This window comes from Chlorogloeopsis fritschii PCC 6912 (genome assembly GCF_000317285.1).
In the GTDB taxonomy this organism is placed as follows: domain Bacteria; phylum Cyanobacteriota; class Cyanobacteriia; order Cyanobacteriales; family Nostocaceae; genus Chlorogloeopsis; species Chlorogloeopsis fritschii.
The window spans coordinates 1-17,290 of sequence record NZ_AJLN01000033.1; the positions used below are offsets into that span (position 1 = coordinate 1).

20 protein-coding genes are annotated in these 17,290 nt (G+C 41.4%); 9 read left to right on the forward strand and 11 right to left on the reverse strand.

The features are described from left to right. Positions 1-78: 78 nt before the first annotated feature. Together UYC_RS0101480 and UYC_RS0101485 are read right to left on the reverse strand one after the other, a co-directional pair. Entirely contained in the window at positions 79-711 is a 633-nt protein-coding gene (locus UYC_RS0101480; protein ID WP_321164230.1) for an aromatic amino acid transport family protein, read from the reverse strand. 80 nt (positions 712-791) lie between these two features. Beyond that, positions 792-1,223: a hypothetical protein gene (locus UYC_RS0101485; RefSeq protein ID WP_016879217.1), complete on the reverse strand. Its 432-nt coding sequence runs from the start codon at positions 1,221-1,223 to the stop codon at positions 792-794. 304 nt (positions 1,224-1,527) lie between these two features. Between UYC_RS0101485 and UYC_RS0101490 the strand changes: the two genes are divergently transcribed. Next, complete coding sequence (locus UYC_RS0101490; RefSeq protein ID WP_016872862.1) at positions 1,528-2,136, forward strand: hypothetical protein; 609 nt, start codon at positions 1,528-1,530, stop codon at positions 2,134-2,136. Positions 2,137-2,157: 21 nt separating this feature from the next. Here UYC_RS0101490 and tsaB read toward each other — a convergent pair whose 3' ends face one another. Beyond that, positions 2,158-2,811 carry a tRNA (adenosine(37)-N6)-threonylcarbamoyltransferase complex dimerization subunit type 1 TsaB gene (gene tsaB, locus UYC_RS0101495; protein ID WP_016872863.1) on the reverse strand — a complete coding sequence of 218 codons (654 nt, stop codon included), beginning with the start codon at positions 2,809-2,811 and terminating at the stop codon, positions 2,158-2,160. A gap of 154 nt (positions 2,812-2,965) precedes the next feature. After that, positions 2,966-3,214: a Ycf34 family protein gene (locus UYC_RS0101500; RefSeq protein WP_016872864.1), complete on the reverse strand. Its 249-nt coding sequence runs from the start codon at positions 3,212-3,214 to the stop codon at positions 2,966-2,968. An 85-nt stretch (positions 3,215-3,299) separates the two neighbouring features. On the opposite strand from UYC_RS0101500, the gene UYC_RS0101505 reads away from it, so the two are divergent. The 4 genes from UYC_RS0101505 (at position 3,300) to UYC_RS0101520 (ending at position 5,270) form a co-directional block, all read left to right on the forward strand. Further along, positions 3,300-4,544, forward strand: coding sequence for a tRNA nucleotidyltransferase/poly(A) polymerase-related protein (locus tag UYC_RS0101505; protein ID WP_016872865.1), 1,245 nt, complete (start codon positions 3,300-3,302; stop codon positions 4,542-4,544). Positions 4,545-4,657: 113 nt separating this feature from the next. Then, positions 4,658-4,843: a hypothetical protein gene (locus UYC_RS0101510; RefSeq protein ID WP_026087323.1), complete on the forward strand. Its 186-nt coding sequence runs from the start codon at positions 4,658-4,660 to the stop codon at positions 4,841-4,843. 2 nt (positions 4,844-4,845) lie between these two features. Continuing rightward, entirely contained in the window at positions 4,846-5,046 is a 201-nt protein-coding gene (locus UYC_RS0101515; protein WP_016872867.1) for a type II toxin-antitoxin system HicB family antitoxin, read from the forward strand. Further along, positions 5,046-5,270, forward strand: a complete 225-nt coding sequence (locus tag UYC_RS0101520; RefSeq protein WP_016872868.1) for a type II toxin-antitoxin system HicA family toxin — start codon at positions 5,046-5,048, stop codon at positions 5,268-5,270. Before UYC_RS0101515 ends, UYC_RS0101520 begins: the two co-directional genes overlap by 1 nt. Positions 5,271-5,298: 28 nt before the next feature. Here the strand turns inward: UYC_RS0101520 and UYC_RS40510 are convergent, their stop codons facing one another. The 6 genes from UYC_RS40510 to UYC_RS0101545 form a co-directional block, all read right to left on the reverse strand. Next, complete coding sequence (locus tag UYC_RS40510; protein ID WP_016872869.1) at positions 5,299-5,391, reverse strand: type II toxin-antitoxin system HicA family toxin; 93 nt, start codon at positions 5,389-5,391, stop codon at positions 5,299-5,301. Beyond that, a complete protein-coding gene (locus UYC_RS0101525) occupies positions 5,391-5,633 on the reverse strand; it encodes a type II toxin-antitoxin system HicB family antitoxin (RefSeq protein WP_016872870.1) in 243 nt (80 codons plus the stop codon). The genes UYC_RS40510 and UYC_RS0101525 overlap by 1 nt, the downstream gene beginning before the upstream one ends. 142 nt (positions 5,634-5,775) lie before the next feature. After that, positions 5,776-7,020 (reverse strand): cytochrome P450, encoded by a 1,245-nt coding sequence (locus tag UYC_RS0101530; RefSeq protein WP_235082859.1) that lies wholly within the window; start codon positions 7,018-7,020, stop codon positions 5,776-5,778. Between the two features lie 125 nt (positions 7,021-7,145). Next, complete coding sequence (locus UYC_RS0101535; protein WP_016872872.1) at positions 7,146-7,826, reverse strand: RibD family protein; 681 nt, start codon at positions 7,824-7,826, stop codon at positions 7,146-7,148. A gap of 131 nt (positions 7,827-7,957) precedes the next feature. Beyond that, on the reverse strand, positions 7,958-8,911 hold the full coding sequence (locus UYC_RS0101540) for a heme o synthase (RefSeq protein WP_016872873.1): 954 nt from the start codon (positions 8,909-8,911) through the stop codon (positions 7,958-7,960). Between the two features lie 83 nt (positions 8,912-8,994). Next, positions 8,995-9,978: a COX15/CtaA family protein gene (locus UYC_RS0101545; protein WP_016872874.1), complete on the reverse strand. Its 984-nt coding sequence runs from the start codon at positions 9,976-9,978 to the stop codon at positions 8,995-8,997. Between the two features lie 393 nt (positions 9,979-10,371). Here UYC_RS0101545 and UYC_RS0101550 point away from each other — a divergent pair, with 393 nt between their 5' ends. The 3 genes from UYC_RS0101550 (at position 10,372) to UYC_RS0101560 (ending at position 14,088) form a co-directional block, all read left to right on the forward strand. After that, on the forward strand, positions 10,372-11,454 hold the full coding sequence (locus tag UYC_RS0101550) for a cytochrome c oxidase subunit II (protein ID WP_016872875.1): 1,083 nt from the start codon (positions 10,372-10,374) through the stop codon (positions 11,452-11,454). A 128-nt stretch (positions 11,455-11,582) separates the two neighbouring features. Next, complete coding sequence (gene ctaD / locus UYC_RS0101555) at positions 11,583-13,328, forward strand: cytochrome c oxidase subunit I (RefSeq protein WP_016872876.1); 1,746 nt, start codon at positions 11,583-11,585, stop codon at positions 13,326-13,328. A 139-nt stretch (positions 13,329-13,467) separates the two neighbouring features. Next, entirely contained in the window at positions 13,468-14,088 is a 621-nt protein-coding gene (locus UYC_RS0101560; protein WP_016872877.1) for a cytochrome c oxidase subunit 3, read from the forward strand. 121 nt (positions 14,089-14,209) lie between these two features. Here the strand turns inward: UYC_RS0101560 and UYC_RS0101565 are convergent, their stop codons facing one another. Then, on the reverse strand, positions 14,210-15,064 hold the full coding sequence (locus UYC_RS0101565) for a YdcF family protein (RefSeq protein ID WP_016872878.1): 855 nt from the start codon (positions 15,062-15,064) through the stop codon (positions 14,210-14,212). 590 nt (positions 15,065-15,654) lie between these two features. Here UYC_RS0101565 and UYC_RS0101570 point away from each other — a divergent pair. Continuing rightward, positions 15,655-17,145: an ArnT family glycosyltransferase gene (locus UYC_RS0101570; RefSeq protein ID WP_016872879.1), complete on the forward strand. Its 1,491-nt coding sequence runs from the start codon at positions 15,655-15,657 to the stop codon at positions 17,143-17,145. Positions 17,146-17,290 lie beyond the last annotated feature (145 nt).

Here is a 17,290-nt window from a genome sequence, read left to right on the forward strand (position 1 = left end):
TTCCTCTGCTATCTAGTGCAAAGAGGTACGATCGCCTACCGTGACAGCTTTTCTAGTTAAAGGTACGGTTGTTTATAGCTAAAATGAGAGAATTTGTTTGAAGATGACGCTTAATGATACAAAAATCACGAGCGCGAGTGTCGCCCAGCTACCAGGAACAAGCATAATATTCATACCCTGGGAGTATTTCTGCTGCTGACGTTGTTTCCAAGCCATTAATGCGGGAAGAATCTCTCCTAAAACTGAAATACAGAAAGTTCCAGCATAATCTAACGCAGTAAAGAAAATGCTAGGATTCAGCATCCCCAAACTCATTGGAGGGAAAATGATGAGTCCATAGAGTGGTAAGCGAGTTGAATGATTATTGGATGCACAAACAGGAATATCTTTAAAGAAATCTAGTAAGCCATATACAAATCTGATGAATGAAGTTGCGATCGCAAATTCTGAGAAAACAGAAACTAGTATCCCTAACCATTCTCCTGCACCGCCATCACGCAGAATTTGCAATGGATCAAAAACAGTTTTGCTTGAGTAGACGTCCTTTACCAGTTCGGAATTGACACTTCCCAAAATCACAGCATTCCAGGCGATAAACATCAGTAAGGCAATAGCAGAACCAATGATGATAGACTGACGAACCTTATGAGCATCTCCTTCCAACTGAACTGCTATTACTGGAATAACGTTATGGTAAAAGATGTAAAAAATTAATCAATACAGGTTGGGTTCATAAATATGAAGCCAACCTGGGTAGTTTGAGAATTATATATATCTTAGGCAAATTTGTATTACTTACGAACTTGGGCGCTAAACCCGGCAGCTTTAAACTGCTTTAACTTTAAAGGAGTGGGTTGATTGGCTGGCACAGAAATTCTCAATTCAAAATCACTGATGCCTGGTGGTACTTCTGCTATTGAACCCAGACGGGTGCGATTCTGCATGACTGAGTCGTTATTAGCATCATAGATACGCCCAAATATATCTGCATCGTAGACTGTTTTGTTAGTCGAATTTTCAGCTTTCCCAGTGACAAGAAAGCAATTTGCCGCCATCGTAGTACCACTAGTAACTGCTCCTTTTGCCAGTTCTTTTGGGCACTCCTTATAAGAAATATCAAATAGTTTAATTTGTGTCAGTGCTACGGCAGGGGGAGTAAACACCCACGTTAATACTCCGAATATGCAGGAAAAGAAAATCACTCTCAGTGCGCGTAACAGCATAAAAGACACCTTGAATAAATAAAACAATAGGTAACTTAAAACTCAGTTTATAGTATTTTGAGTGCCAGAATTAGATTTTGAGAGCTATTGATACTTATTTAAAAATAGATAATCTTACTTGTTTAAGTGTTATATTTATAACTTTTTATTTTAGGATAGAGACTTATAGAAACTTGTATTAACCTAATTTTATATTGCAACATTGGATATATCTCATTCCCAGTAGATATTGTATGAGGCTATTTTTCAGTCTCTACAAATTTTGTAATAATTATAGAAATAGCCCTTAAATTGCTATTAACTTATGACACCAGATGAGATTGAAGCAGCCTTGGAAACAGCGTTTAATCGTTGTGAAACAGCCCGCTGCCCTCTCACTGAGATACAAAAACAGATATTACTGCAAGTCGTCGGACAAATTAAGGGAAACTTAAATTCCGGCGTTTTAGATCATGCTAACCCTTTAGATGAACTAACCACGGAAGAATTGCAAGCATTTTTACGTTTCGTCAAAGGGCAAGAAGAACAAAATCTTTCCTGGAAAGCCCAGTTACTTAACGATTGGTTGCATGACAATAATTCTGGAGAGGTTCAATTTATCCGCGATCGCTACGGTTTGCAATGGCTTAATCGTATAGAAGCACATCATTTTCATAAGTTTTTTTCTGAGGATAGATGGAGGCTAAAAGTAGGCGATCGCATTGAAGTTTGCAATGCACTGTGGGAATGGGTACAAGATGATGGCCCTTGTCGTCGCGAATGGTTTCCCTGTATTGTCATTCAGATTAAGGAAGTTAGACATAGTGATTATTCTTCTACCAATTGCATCGTCCGCTTTAATAATGGTGCCGAGTATGAAATTCAAGGTATGTACGAATGGAATCGCTATAATTGGCGCTTGATGCAAATGTAGAGGAGGGCAAACCCATTTACATTACGTATCCACTGGATGTTGTCCATAGTATGGCAGTGCTTCTGACCAATGGGGACAATTTCCTCTCTGCCAATCTAAATATGCTAGTTGCAAAATACTAGTCACTGTGATTGCTAATCCAGATTTTGCTTCAATTAGCTGATAATTAATATTCCAGCTAGCTAACTTTTCCTGCCAAACTTCTGGTGTCAAGACAGTATCTGGCAATAAGACGTTGAGTCTAGAAGCATCAGGTGCAGGTTGATAAATAGCAGCAAAAACTTGACCCCGTTGTGCTGGCATTTGCACGGCAATAACATTATCTTCTGCATATTCAGCATTCTGCCACGCCACTGCTGCCAAGGTGGAGATAGCAAATACAGGAATACGTAATTGTTGTCCTAGTGTTCTAGCAGTAACAACACCAATGCGAGTTCCAGTAAAACCACCAGGTCCTTTAGCGACGGCAATGAATGCTAAATCTGCCCAGGTTTGAGGTTTTATAAATTTCGTTAAATATAGATGTAGCTGGTTGGATAATTCGCGTTCCAAATTCCAAACACCAGAACGTTTATCTTCAGCAAAGTTACTGATTGCCAAACCTAGTTCAGGGGTTGTGGTGTGGAGTGCTAAACCGTATTTTGTGGAGTCGAAATTTTCTAATTCAGTAGACAAAGCTTATACAAATATAAATCAGGTTGCCACTGCTCATTTTAAATTGGCAAAAGGCCTTCAGGCATATAATTTTGAATACCTGCATTTACATCAAGACATATACGACTACCACACTGTTCGGCAGTAGTCGCATTAAAATCACTTGCCATTCTTCTCAAGTTGGCACCAATTCACCAGGGCGTAACTTCGACCACTTACCCATTTCCTTCTTAAAGCTGAGACAACCCACAACATCCCATTCCATTTCAATGACATCGTCTTTGGAACGAATGTTGACATTGATGGATGGTTCATTTGGCTCGAAATCTGGGTTTTCAGTCAAATGGGGCTGTTGGTGCTGCGTTTCTACCGCGTGGTAGGTGATGCAGCGATCTACATAGTGGCAATTAACACAAACACACATAATAGAACCAACTCCTGAGCCTTTATTGTTAATGTAGCTTAAGCGAAACTGTTATTCATTGGCCCTTGGGTTTATTTTTATTACAATGCATCTTTCAGTTACTTCTACCCTAGCTCCCGAAACTTGGCCTTTTAGCCTAGAATTATTGCCACAACCTGCTTACATGGTAGGTGGTGCTGTAAGAGATGCCATCCTGAACAGAACTCGCGAATATTTAGATTTAGATTTTGTTTTGCCATTTAATGCTGTAGAAGTGGCTCGTCAAATAGCGAGGCATTACAAAGCTGGTTTTGTTTTGCTAGATCCAGAAAGACAAATTGCTCGTGTAGTATTTCCTGGTGCGACTGCTGATTTTGCTCTACAAGAAGGAAATAGTTTAGAAGCTGACTTACACAGGCGAGATTTTACAGTAAATGCGATCGCCTACAATCCACACACCCAAGAAATCATCGATCCCTTGGAAGGTTGTGCAGATATAGAAAAGCGGATTTTGAGGATGATATCACCCGTTAATTTGAAAGACGATCCCTTGCGGCTACTACGGGCGTATCGCCAAGCCTCCCAACTTAATTTTAGGATTGAAGAAAGCACTCAAGCAGCAATTCGCGCTTTAACACCATATCTAGTGAAAGTTGCCCCAGAACGAGTACGGGTAGAATTGGGGTATATGCTGGCAAGTTCTCATGGTACTCCTTGGCTAATTGATGCGGGCAAAGATAATTTACTTACCCATTTTTTTAAATACGCTACGCTAGAAAGCTTTCGCCAGCTTAGAGCAGTTGACAGTGCCAGCGATCGCCTTACACAAATATGGCCACAACTAGGGGAAGAATTGCAAAAATGTATTCGCGATACCGTGAAAACAACTTGGTTGGGTATTGCCAAGCTAGCTTGTTTAGTTAGTCAAAATCCAGAAGTAGCAGAAATTGAATTACACGAACTAACCTATAGCCGTGCGGAAATTAAAGCTGTAATTACAGCTTTGAAACTTTTTATGCAGCTAAATGCATCTTCAATGTCTTTACGAGAACAGTATTTCTTATTTCAAGAAGCTGGATTTGTATTTCCAACCACAGCAGTTTTAGCAGTAGCAAATGGTACTTCTATAGAAGCGATCGCACCTTTAATCAATCGCTACCTTAATCCTAATGATTTAGTTGCTCATCCCGCGCCTTTAGTAAGTGGAAAAGACTTGATAGCAGCATTACAAATTCCGGCTTCACCACTTGTCGGGAAATTACTAACAGAAATAGCGATCGCACAAATTGAAGGTAAGGTTTCCACAGCAGCAGAGGCAATAGAATTTGCTTCACAGATAGTTGAGAGTTAATCTGAGATACAGGTAGAAAAATGGGAAAACTTAACACAGAGGCATAATCTGTTGAGACTTTTCCTGAAATGCTGTACTGTTCCAATCCTGGTTGTTCTAATCCGAAATTTGTTATGACTGAAATTGTGTTTTTAGTTGAAGACGATCCAGATGGTGGTTACACTGCCAGGGCATTAGGTGAATCAATTTTTACTCAAGCTGATGACTTAGAAAGCTTACAAGAAATGGTTCATGATGCGGTTCATTGTCATTTTCACCATGAACAAATCTATCCCAGAATTATTATCAAAAATAATTAATTATGAAATGGCGTGTGATTCTTGAAGAAGATCCAGAAACAGGTGAGTGGGCTGTATGGTGTCCAGAATTACCAGGCTGTACTTCAGTAGGAGAAACAGAAGAAGAAGCATTAGAAAATATTAAAGAAGCTATTCAATTGTACTTACAACAGGAAGAGATTGAGTTAGCTCCTGGTGCAATTGCACGGGAGATTATCGTCTGATGAGCGAACGTATTCGTCGGATGACAGCTAGAGAAGTTGAATCTATTTTGAGACAATATGGATTTCAACTTATTTCTCAAAAAGGTAGTCACCGTAAATGGAGAAATGAAGATATTGGTTTGCAAGTGATTGTTCCGGAACATCGAGGGCGTACTTTACCTATAGGTACATTACGCAGTATTTTTCAAGGAGCACAAATTCCTGAGTCGGAATGGAGAGGTTGATATAGTTCATTAAAAAACTGGGCTTTTATTAATGTTTTCCACCGGGATAAGGGACATCAAAACCAAATTCTTTCAGGTAATAAACTAAATCACGCCGACTGATTGCTCTAAATGGTGGCATTAGGCAACCTCTTTACTAAAATTCAGGTTGATACCGTCAAGTATTGGTAGAGTATGCCCCAAACGCAGTCCTAAAGTAGTCCATCCTTCTAAAGCATCTTGCAACTCTTCCCGGCAATTTTCCAGTGTGGAAGCGTTTGCCCAAACACCTTTACATTCAGTAATTTCACCATAAAAAGTTCCATCCTCAAGCAATTCGTAAGTCGCCTTATGCATTGCTGCACTAATGTAATTTGTCAGCATTTTTAGTTTTTACAATTTTAAATAACCGATTCTGATAGTAATGCGATCACGCTGTTAGAGGAGGTTTTGATGGAAATTGAAAGCACAAGCCAAAAAGAATCTTTCTACATTGCTGTGATTCTATTTGAATCATCATAGTTACTCATGCTACCTTGTCAAACTCAATGTAGAGGTGCGTCAATCCCCGTAAGAGTATGTTTGGCAAGTGCTTATAATCTCCTTGCGCTAGGCGAATGTTCTTGAGGCGTAGCAACAAACGCTCAAAAGCAATCTGCATTTCTTTACGCGCCAACATAGCGCCTAAGCAAAAATGGATGCCATGCCCAAAAGCCAGATGGCTACCCGAATTCTGGCGGCACACGTCGAAACGCTCGCCATCCTCAAATTTTGCCGGATCGCGGTTAGCAGCATCAAAGCGGATCATCACTAACGATCCGGCTGAGAGTTCAACGTCTGCTAGTTTTGTATCTTGCTTGACGACTCGCCACATCCCCGCTGTAGGAGTTTCCATACGCAGGACTTCTTCAACAAAATTCTCAAGCTTGGAAAGATCTGTTTGTACCAAAGCCATTTGCTCAGGATTCTGGGCAAGCAGCAGCATACCACCCGCGATCACATTAGTGATAGTCTCATTGCCTGCTACCAGTAGTTGCTGAATTATACTGAGCAGTTCAGCGATATCGAGCGATCGCGTCCCTGCCACCTCTGACTTTACTAGGTCGGTAATCAGGTCATCCTTGGGTTCTAACCGACGTGACTCAATTACATCGTAGAAATAATGCTGGAAGGCAACGACATCCTTGGCGCACTCTATCTCTTGCTCTTTAGAGATCATGCGACCGAGGCGAGCAATGAAAGCATCAGACCATCGCTTGAACTTGGGCAGATCTGCTCGCGGCACACCTAACTGATCGGCAATCACTTTCACGGGTAGGGGTACGGCAAACTCGCTGACAAATTCGCACTTGTTATTATCGATGAAACTATCAATTAGTTCATCAGCGATCTGCTGAATCGAGTTGTGCATTTTATTGACACGGGAAGGGGTAAATGCCTTATTCACCAATGCTCGGAATCGCTCGTGTTCTGGCGGATCTGCTGTCAGCAAAGTGTTCATCTGGGGCCAACCTTGGTCATAAATTTGCTGCAATTGTTCGTCTTGTTCCTGTTTACCAGCCAGTAGAGTAGAGAAATTGCTGGAGAACACTGCCGTATCTTTAAGAATTTCGACCACTAAATCATAGCGGGTAACGAGGAAGAGCTTGGCGTTAGTTATTGGACTCGGTAGCTCCATAACTGGTGCCTGCTCCCGCGCCAGCTTATAAAATTCATAAGGGCACTCAAGGAGTTCGGGATCAAAGAAGTTGTAGTCTAAAAGCTGTTTCACATCTTTCTCCATGTTTTAAAGGTGTTACTGATTAGCTATTTATGAGTAGGCTTGAAAGCTGTGACAGGAAAATGCCTGCAAGCTCGTCGAATTTAATTGAGATCTCATAAACTCTAAAAACATAATTACTTGACAGTACGATAGTGCAAAAACAACTCACTTCCAACCTGACGAGTCTCAATTAGTTGGAGATGAGGGGCTGCACGGGGAACAAAGCCCTCTCCCTCTACTGGAGTCGGCGCACCTTGCCCTCCATAAATGACGGGCCAAATCGTCAACCACCAGTCATCGATTCGCCCTGCCTGCACCAAAGAAGCTGTCAAAGAGCCTCCTCCTAAAGCAACAACCTTGCGGATGCCACGTTCTGCCATTATGGTGTAGCCTCGATCCCAGTCTAAGTCTGTATCGCCCAGATCAATTAAATTAGCTACTTTGTGCAGACCTGTTGTCTGGGAGCTACGCTCCAAAGCTGTTTGGGTCGTAAATATCCATCGCTCAACGTCCTGCTGGAAAAAAGGCAGAGCCGGAGATAGTTCTAGTGAGCGTGAGACAACACAGGTAATGGGCTGGGGAGGCTGTCCCCGAATTTGACGCGCTGCTAATAATTCAGGATTGTTAATTGTAAAGGTTTTTTCCTCTGCTCGAATCGTTCCAGCTCCTACTAAGATGAGATCTGCAAGCGAGACTTGATACTCTAGATGCGCTTTATCAGCTGGATCTGAATCACGGGGCGCTCTAGGATCTACAGCACTGATTTTCCCATCCGCTGTCATAGCAAGAACCACAGTTGTTTGAATGGCTGTCATGGTTACTTTCTGACGCTTTGATCAAGTCTCAATTTATCAAATACAGCAACCTTTGGTTTACGATCGCTCCAACTAAAAACCGGGCTTTTCACAAACCCGGTTTCTATTCGCTTAAATTTCCAACTAAGATTTTAGCTGAGAAAATGTAACTGACTTACTACAAAACTGATTGCGTGATGCGTTAGGGGAAGACTATCAACTACCATACCCAGACACAATAGCATCATGTAAGAGATTGAATAGAGAAATAATCCTCTAGCTAAATTGCGATCCTCCGGATTTTGCAACAGCTGCCACGCTTTGTAAATAAATAATCCACCCAAATATAGGGCGATCGCTGCGTAGATAATTCCAGTTTGGTGCAAGGGATAAATCAGTAACAGTGTTGCTGCTACGGTTACCAAAGTGTAATACCAAATTTGCTGCACTGTTGCTTGATTGCCTGCTACTACTGGTAGCATAGGCACGCCTACTTTTGCGTAATCATCCCTAATCATCAATGCCAATGCCCAGAAATGAGGCGGTGTCCACAAGAACACAATTGCAAATAATAACCATGCTGTCCAGCTTAAACTACCTGTAACTGCTGCCCAGCCAACTAGTGTTGGTATTGCTCCTGCGGCACCTCCAATCACAATATTTAGGCTACTGTGGCGCTTCAGTAAATGTGTATAAACTAAAACGTAAAAAACAATACCAGACATTGCCAGCAATGCAGCTAGCAAGTTGGCAAATACAGTAAGTAGGGTAAAGGAGATGACAGCTAGAGCGATCGCAAACAGGAGGGCATCACGTGAGAGTATCCTACCTGAAGGGATGGGACGGTGGCGTGTCCGCTCCATTTCATAGTCAATGTCTCGATCGTAGATACAGTTAATTACTTGGGCACTAGCAGCAGCTAGAGTGCCACCAGCTAGAGTTACTAGTAGAAGCATTGGATCTACTTGTCCTTTAGCTGCAATCCACATACTTCCAGCTGTAGTAATCAACAGTAATGGAATAATCCTGGGTTTAGTTAACTGGTAATAACTTTGAAGAACTTGCAGAAATGTTTGATGCTGCTTCGAGACATTAGTCTCAATCATTTTGGCAATATTTCCTTTTGTGTTAACAACTTATAGGCTGCCGCTGCTTTTTTAGCTCTTTTGAGTCTCAAACCTGAAATAAATTAAGGCTTTGCTCCAGATACAGTTTTAGCGATCGCAGTTGCTGGATCGGTAATCGTGTAAGCATTGAGTTCCCGATTTATAGCCCAGTCACGCAGCGAGAGAACTGTAAAAACTACTAAAGTACCTAGCAAAGCTGCTCCTACAGCCTGATGGGAAACTGTCAATGGCTCAACTTGGAGGTGTAACCGATAAGTGGCTAATCCTAACAGGATTTGGAGCATTAGCAATCCTCCAGCCATATTTGCCAGTTTTCGCAAAGCTGGATGCAATGCTGGTGTGCGCCAAGCCAGAATCACAACAGCTAGTGTTGCTACTGTTGGTGGGATCAAGCCAAAAATATGCGTATACATCACATCACAAAGTTGGTAACCCGCAAAGCATTGGTGTAGCGCCCAGCGAGATCCGACTAAAGCACCGAGTAGACTTTGGACGTACACCAAAAGAGTAGCTACTAAACCCACCCAAGGTAATTTACCAACAGTTCCAGTACCTTGGTACGGGGTGAGTGCGGTACCAATAACCATTAAAGTCGAGAAAAACAATAACGCCGTTCCCAGGTGGGCGGTAACGATATCAAACCGCAATAATTGGGTAACAGTAAGTCCGCCCAATATACCTTGGAAAACAATTAAAAACAAGGCAAATGTGGATGCCCAAGGCAGCCAGTAGGGTAAGGAGCGACGACACCACCAGCAAATACCAACGAGTGCGATCGCACTGATGCCAATTAATGCCGCATCCAAGCGATGAAACCACTCCAAGAAAACTTGGAAATTCATTTGTTTGGTTGGCACTAGTTCACCGTAGCACAAAGGCCAGTCTGGGCAAGCCAGTCCTGCATTCATCACGCGGGTGGCACTGCCGATTGCCATTAAAATCAAAGTGGCCACACACATTTTCCAAACCAAACGACGAATTCGATCCTTTGGTTTTTGCTGTTCAACTGCCGTTAGATTTTGTTGTTCTAGGACTATCTCGCTCATGAAAGATACCTTTTGCCTACTTTTCGTGAGCTAACAAACTTCAAGGGACAATTCAGTGTAGATCCTTCTCCACCCTAGCTTATATAAAGCTGGACTAGAGATCGGCTCTCATTTATACTTTGAACCACCCTTGCCAGTTTGGGCTTGAAGCTTTAGGGATTTTTCCAATTGTCAGCAATTGATTGCTGCAAATTCTTCTTGCTTCCGGAGAATTTTCTCTGATTGACATCCATCTTGTGGCATATCCAATCAATACGTTCTGTTGAGGATGGAAACATCAGCTTAAAAATTAATAATGATTTCACCTTCTGGTACTCAATGTCTGGCAGCCTAGACTACCGTAGTAAGTGAGCAGTTCTGTCCACCGTAGTAAAGTCATTAGCTCTATCAACCGTGAAAATTCCAAGTTCCATCTGGACATTACTCATTGGCATCCTACTGACACTCGTCAGTCTTTGGTACGGTCAAAATCATGGTCTCCTACCAACAGCAGCCTCTGATGAAGCTTCCTTGGTAGACGGTCTGTTCAATACAATGATGACCGTATCTGTAGGTATCTTTCTGTTGGTTGAAGGTGTTTTAATATACACTATAGTCAAGTATCGCCGACGTACAGGTGACGATAAAGACGGTCTGCCAGTTCATGGCAACGTACCACTTGAAATCCTCTGGACGGCGATCCCGGCAATTATCGTTCTTGGTATTTCTGTTTACAGCTTCGATGTCTACAATGAAATGGGCGGTTTCAATCCCCATGCTGTCCACGAAGCTCCGATGACACCACAAGCGATGAAAATGCCAGGAGCGGCGATTGCGGCGACTTTAACCGATACACCACCGAACACAGAACCCAATCTCAATCAGGAAAAATCTGATCAGGCAATGGAAGATCCTGCCACAGCAGCAGTCCGCAATGCCGATCAAATTCCTCAAAAGCAGAATGCTCCTGGAGTAGGCAGTGTAGCTCCTACAATTGGGCCTACTCCTGACAAAGAAGGCAAACCACCCGCACTTACAGTTAACGTTACAGGTTTGCAGTATGCCTGGATTTTTACTTATCCAGACACCAGTGTCACTTCTGGTGAGCTGCACGTTCCTGTCGGACGCGAGGTGCAGATTAATATGACAGCAAATGACGTGATTCACGCTTTCTGGGTACCAGAGTTTCGCCTGAAGCAAGATGCGATCCCCGGACGGCAAAGTGAGATCCGCTTTACTCCCAGCAAAGAGGGTACGTATGCGCTCATCTGTGCAGAACTGTGCGGCCCTTACCATGGTGCAATGAGAACACAAGTTGTCGTAGAGAAACCAGAAACCTTTGCAGCGTGGATGAAAGAACAGCAAGTTGCAAGCAATGAAACGCTTAATCAAGCAATTGCTGTAAATCCTGCGGAATTAACTCCAGCTGAATTTCTCGCACCCCATACTCACAACATGGGAATTCAGCCAGAAATACTACATCAAATTCACAATTAGTCATTAGGAGCCAGCGCGTTGGGCGGCTTTGCCAACTTGTAGCGACTGGCGTTCATAAGTCTTTAGTCATTAGGACACGAGACAAATGACAAAGGACAAATGACCAAGGACAAATGACAATAGATTCTATGACACAAGCACAGGTACAAGAAAAAGCCAATATTCCTGCCGAAATTGAGGAACCAGGAATAAGAAAATGGTGGGAATACTTTACCTTTAACACCGACCATAAAGTTATCGGTATTCAATACCTAGTTAGCACTTTCATTTTTTACTGCATTGGTGGCGTGATGGCCGATTTGGTTCGCACGGAACTGCGAACCCCAGAAGTCGATTTTGTTACTCCCGAAGTCTACAACAGCTTGTTTACGTTGCACGCCACAATCATGATTTTCTTGTGGATCGTGCCAGCAGGTGCGGGTTTTACTAACTACGTGCTTCCCCTGATGATTGGGGCAAAGGATATGGCGTTCCCTCGCCTGAATGCCTTAGCTTTTTGGATCATTCCCCCAGCGGGTTTAATGTTAATCGCCAGCTTAGTTGTAGGCGATGCACCAGACGCAGGTTGGACTTCTTACCCTCCCCTGAGCTTAGTAACCGGTCAGGTGGGTGAAGGAATTTGGATTATGAGTGTCCTACTTTTGGGTACATCATCCATCCTGGGGGCAATCAATTTCATTGTTACCCTGCTGAAAATGCGTGCCCCTGGCATAGGATTCCATCAGTTGCCTTTGTTCTGTTGGGCAGCTTTTGCAACCTCAGCGTTGGTTCTTTTATCTACACCCGTACTTGCGGCAGGATTAATTCTACTTGCCTTTGATTTGTTCGCAGGTACGACATTTTTTAATCCCACTGGCGGTGGCGATCCCGTAGTTTACCAGCATATGTTCTGGTTCTATTCACACCCAGCGGTTTACATTATGATTTTGCCCTTCTTTGGGGTGATTTCTGAAGTGATCCCCGTTCATTCTCGCAAACCAATTTTTGGGTATAAAGCGATCGCCTATTCTTCTCTGGCAATTAGCTTTTTGGGCTTGATTGTCTGGGCACACCATATGTTTACCAGTGGTATCCCTGGTTGGTTGCGGATGTTCTTTATGATCACCACAATGATCATTGCCGTACCCACGGGGATTAAAATTTTCAGTTGGTTGGGAACTCTCTGGGGTGGCAAACTTCACCTTGAGCGCCCTGCTTTGCTGTTTGCGATCGGCTTTGTTGGCACTTTCGTGATTGGCGGGATCAGTGGTGTAATGTTGGCAGCTGTGCCGTTTGATATCCACGTTCACGACACTTATTTTGTGGTGGCGCACCTGCATTACGTTCTGTTTGGTGGTAGTGTATTGGGCATTTATGCAGCCTTCTATCACTGGTTCCCGAAAATGACAGGGCGAATGCTGAATGAATTTTGGGGGCAGGTTCACTTCGCCTTCACTATCATCGGTTTAAACATGGCTTTCTTACCGATGCACAAGCTAGGCATGATGGGTATGAACCGCCGCGTCGCCCAGTACGATCCCCAATTCACGTTCCTCAACGAAATCTGCACTTATGGTGCTTACATACTGGCAGTTTCGACATTCCCCTTCATTATTAATGTGATTTGGAGTTGGATGTACGGGGCAAAAGCGGGTAATAATCCCTGGAGTGCACTAACTCTGGAGTGGATGACTGCTTCACCGCCAGCATTTGAAAACTTCGATAAACCACCAGTACTGGCAACAGGCCCTTATGACTACGGCTTGGAGAATGCAAGGGAGGGCGTTCCCCTGTCTGATGCCGAACCCGTTTTGTCCGCTGGTACTAACTCTGTGTTACGTGCCAATCCAGACGAACCTTATCCGGCGATCGCTGCTGAAACTGACGAACGCTAGTGAAGGCAGAAGGCAGAGAGAAGTCAGATCGGAGGTTTCCTCCGATCTGAACTTCGGAGAGGCAAAAGGATAACATTTGTTTATCCTTCTTCCGTCACAATAGAAAATTCAGATTTCACACCATTACCTTAGAAGATTCATGCAAAGTCAAACAGTTGACCCAGCAAAAGCAGAACTAAATTACCACCACACAGTGGAAGCTGCTCATCACGAAGAGCATCCAGATTTTCGTCTCTTTGGACTAATTATGTTCCTGGTTGCTGAAGGGATGATTTTCATGGGTTTATTCGGTGCCTATTTGGCTTTCCGTTCGACATTGCCTGCTTGGCCTCCAGAAGGAACTCCTGAACTAGAATTACTGCTTCCCGGAGTCAATACCATTAATCTAATTGCCAGCAGTTTTGTAATCCACAATGCTGATGCCGCAATCAAAAAGAATAATTTGCGGGGTATGCAAATGTGGTTTGGGATCACTGCTGTGATGGGGATCGTTTTTTTGGTGGGGCAGTTGTATGAATACTACCATCTGGAATTCGGTCTAACTACAAACTTGTTTGCCAGTGCGTTTTTCGTTTTGACTGGCTTCCACGGGCTGCACGTTACCATTGGTGTTTTAGCAATTCTAGCTGTGTTATGGCGATCGCTTAAACCAGGTCATTACAGTAGCGAAAAGCACTTTGGAATAGAAGCTGCTGAAATTTACTGGCACTTTGTAGACGTGATTTGGATTATCCTTTTCGGATTGTTATATATTCTTTAGAGTGTTATTTATTACTTAATACTCTCATTAAAAAGCCCCCTGATGGGGGTTTTTTATTGCAGAAATCAGAGGCTTACGATACTTTGGCCGCTGCCAGGTAGCTTAGGGCATCAAGAGAATTTCAAGCCTGTTCCCTGCTATAACTTCTATCTCCTGTAACTACCGACTTGGAATTTTGTGATTCCAACTGTGAAGAATTTTCTAACTTGGCTACTGGCGAGTTTTGGTGTTGAGTAATAAAGTCACGGGGAAGAAGACGTCCTTGTAAACCATAGCTAAGTAAACCCATAGACTCATAAAACACAAGTATTGCTTTTTTCCTCCTCGGTAAATGATTTGGAAAAGTACTGGGATGTGGAATAACTTCAAATCCTAAATTGCGAAAAGTTAGCACCGAACGTAACATATGTGGAGGATCGGTTACAAGCAAAATCCGCTCTACACCTCTTGGTTGCAAGACAGAAGCGGTGAAAAGTGCGTTTTCCTTGGTAGTTCGAGAGCAGTGTTCTTCGTCTAATGCATCACCAGGAATACCCTGCGCTTTTAATTCCTCTACTATTTCTTGCCCATCTCCTGCACCACTAGCAAAAATCAAAGGTGCCCGCTGAGATTTCCAAAGCTCTGCCGCTACTTCTACACGAGAAGGCCGAAATTTCGGCCCACGTCCCAAAATTACAATTGCATCTGCGTTTGTTGTACCTGGATCGTTAGGAACAAATGCCCACAATCCTTTTTTGATGATTGCTGTTGTTAGCGGGAAAGTAGCAATTAAGTAGAACGCACACAAAAGGATTCCTAACCTAATAAACAAGCGTCGCCACCGTAACTCTCGCAAAAATGGAATAATCCAAGGTAAGAAGACTAAAGCTACACATACTAAAACAACGAGAGAAGGTATCATCAGCCATTGATAAAGCGTTGACTTCACAGCTAACCATTGGCTAGCAGGACGCTCGCACAAACTTGGATCAAGCATTTACGTTTATTCTTAGACTAAAGTTGTATTTTTTGTAATATTAAACATACATATTATGGCAGCTTTATCAATTGATTGGCTGGAATACTTGATTTAACAGCTGTGTACTTTTCATAAGATTTGCTTATATTATATATTTACCTTTTTTTGTCAACCTCAATTGACTATTTGTAACGTAAATATTATATTTATTTACATAAGTTAACAAATATAAAACAAAAAGCAAATTAATTATTCTAATTTTTCATCGGTATCTCCCAAAGTGCTACGCACACACTACGCGAACGACATTTGGATTCCTCTAACTCGCCTCGGTTTAACAGCCGAGGTTTTTTGTTGTCTCAGCAATTTAGTAACGTCAGTTTAGAAACCAATGCGGTTCAGCAATTTTTGTAGGGTGGGCACTGCCTAACTTTCCTCAAACCCTTATTTTTATGTTGTGGACAGTGCCCACCTTACGGTTCTTGAGAATGGTGCAGGATCTCAGAAAACAAGTAATATTATTCAAGTTTTCTATTTAGATTCACTATTCCTGGTTTTTCACTAGGGGTATACTTCAGAAATCACTTAAAACATTTAGTCAAGCCGCGATGAAAAAGATTATAAATAAAATTCCTTTGGCTTATTTAATTCTTGCTACTTTTTGGTTGAGATTAATTAATATAGGTTATTCAAATTATCAAGGAGATGAAATTAAAGCATTATATAGACCACAAGATGGTCAAAGTATGCTGAATTTTTTACTAACTCAAAGAAAAGGGCCAATTCAATTTTTGGTTACTTATCTTATGAGTTTTATTAATCCTGATTATGATAATGAATTTTTGCTTAGATTACCTTTTACGATAGCAAGCATCTTCGCTATTTATTTCTTTTATAAGTTTGTCAAAATCGAGTTTGGGCAAAAAATAGCTCTTTATTCATCTTTATTTGTATCCTTAAATGGTCTATTCGTTGCTTTCGCGAGAATAGTCCAATATCAATCATTTGTAATTTTATTTTCAGTTTTAGCTTTGTATTTTTTCAGTTTATCTACTAAATATTATGGTTGGAGAATTTATGGATTATATTTGGGGATGCTGTTATGGGGATTATCTATTCTTGCCCATTATGATGGCATTTTCATTGCTCCGTTTGTCTTTTATCTAGTTTATAGATGGTATGTTAACAGTAGAAATAATAAACAGACAATTAAGCATTTAATTTATGCTACAACTATTTTCTTAGCATCTTTGTCTGTATTTTATATTCCTTTCTTTCTTTCAATCTCAGAATCTACAAAAGAATATTGGGTAGATAGGATAAGCAAACAGTCTGTTAGTTCGACAAAAACGTTCATGACTTATAATCCATTATTCCTGATATATATATATGCAGTTTTGGGTTTAATGGGACTATTCAAAATCAAAGAAAATAGTTCAGTGGTTCTATGGTTTTTATTTCCTCTAATAGCATTAGAAACTTTGGTTGGTAATCCTGGTACACATATTTATACATACGTGATACCTTTTTGTATTTTAATGGCTTTTGGATTAGAAGAATTTCACTCTTTTCTAAAAAAGCGATTTTTCAATCAATCAAAATATATTAGTGTTTTTATTGTCAGTACAATATATATATCTTCTTTCTTGTTTTCTCATTTATTGTTCATAGATAACAAACAAGAATATCCGTGGGAAAATAAAAATTTTTTCTTTCTTAATTTCAAAAGGCAAAGCAGACAGAGTTTATTTGGTTTTCCTTATTACAGACATTGGGAAAAGGTAGAATTATATCTTGAAAGCGCGAAAAGTAATGGATACTTTATCACTAATGAAAAGAAAAGTATTACGAGATATTATATTCCTGGTAACTTCAAAAATTTAGAATTATATCCTTACGATTCTAACTCCACAGGAGAAATATACGTAATATATATCAGAAATCCTCAAAGTGGAAACAAAAAAATTTTAGACAAAGAACAAAGTTACTGGGAGGAACGATATCAACCAGTAAAAACTTTTTCTAATCATGGCAGAATTGTAACTACGATTTATAGATTTTCAGGTAGTGAATGGGAAAAAGTAACTAAGGGTCAATAGTTAATGGCTAATAGTTAATAGTGATTTACGTCTAATGTGAATTAGCCGAACTCACCTTGAGTCGCACTCTCATAATAGATTGATTGTAAAATCCAATTTTATTGTGATAACGACCACAGATGGACACAGATAAACACAGATAAAT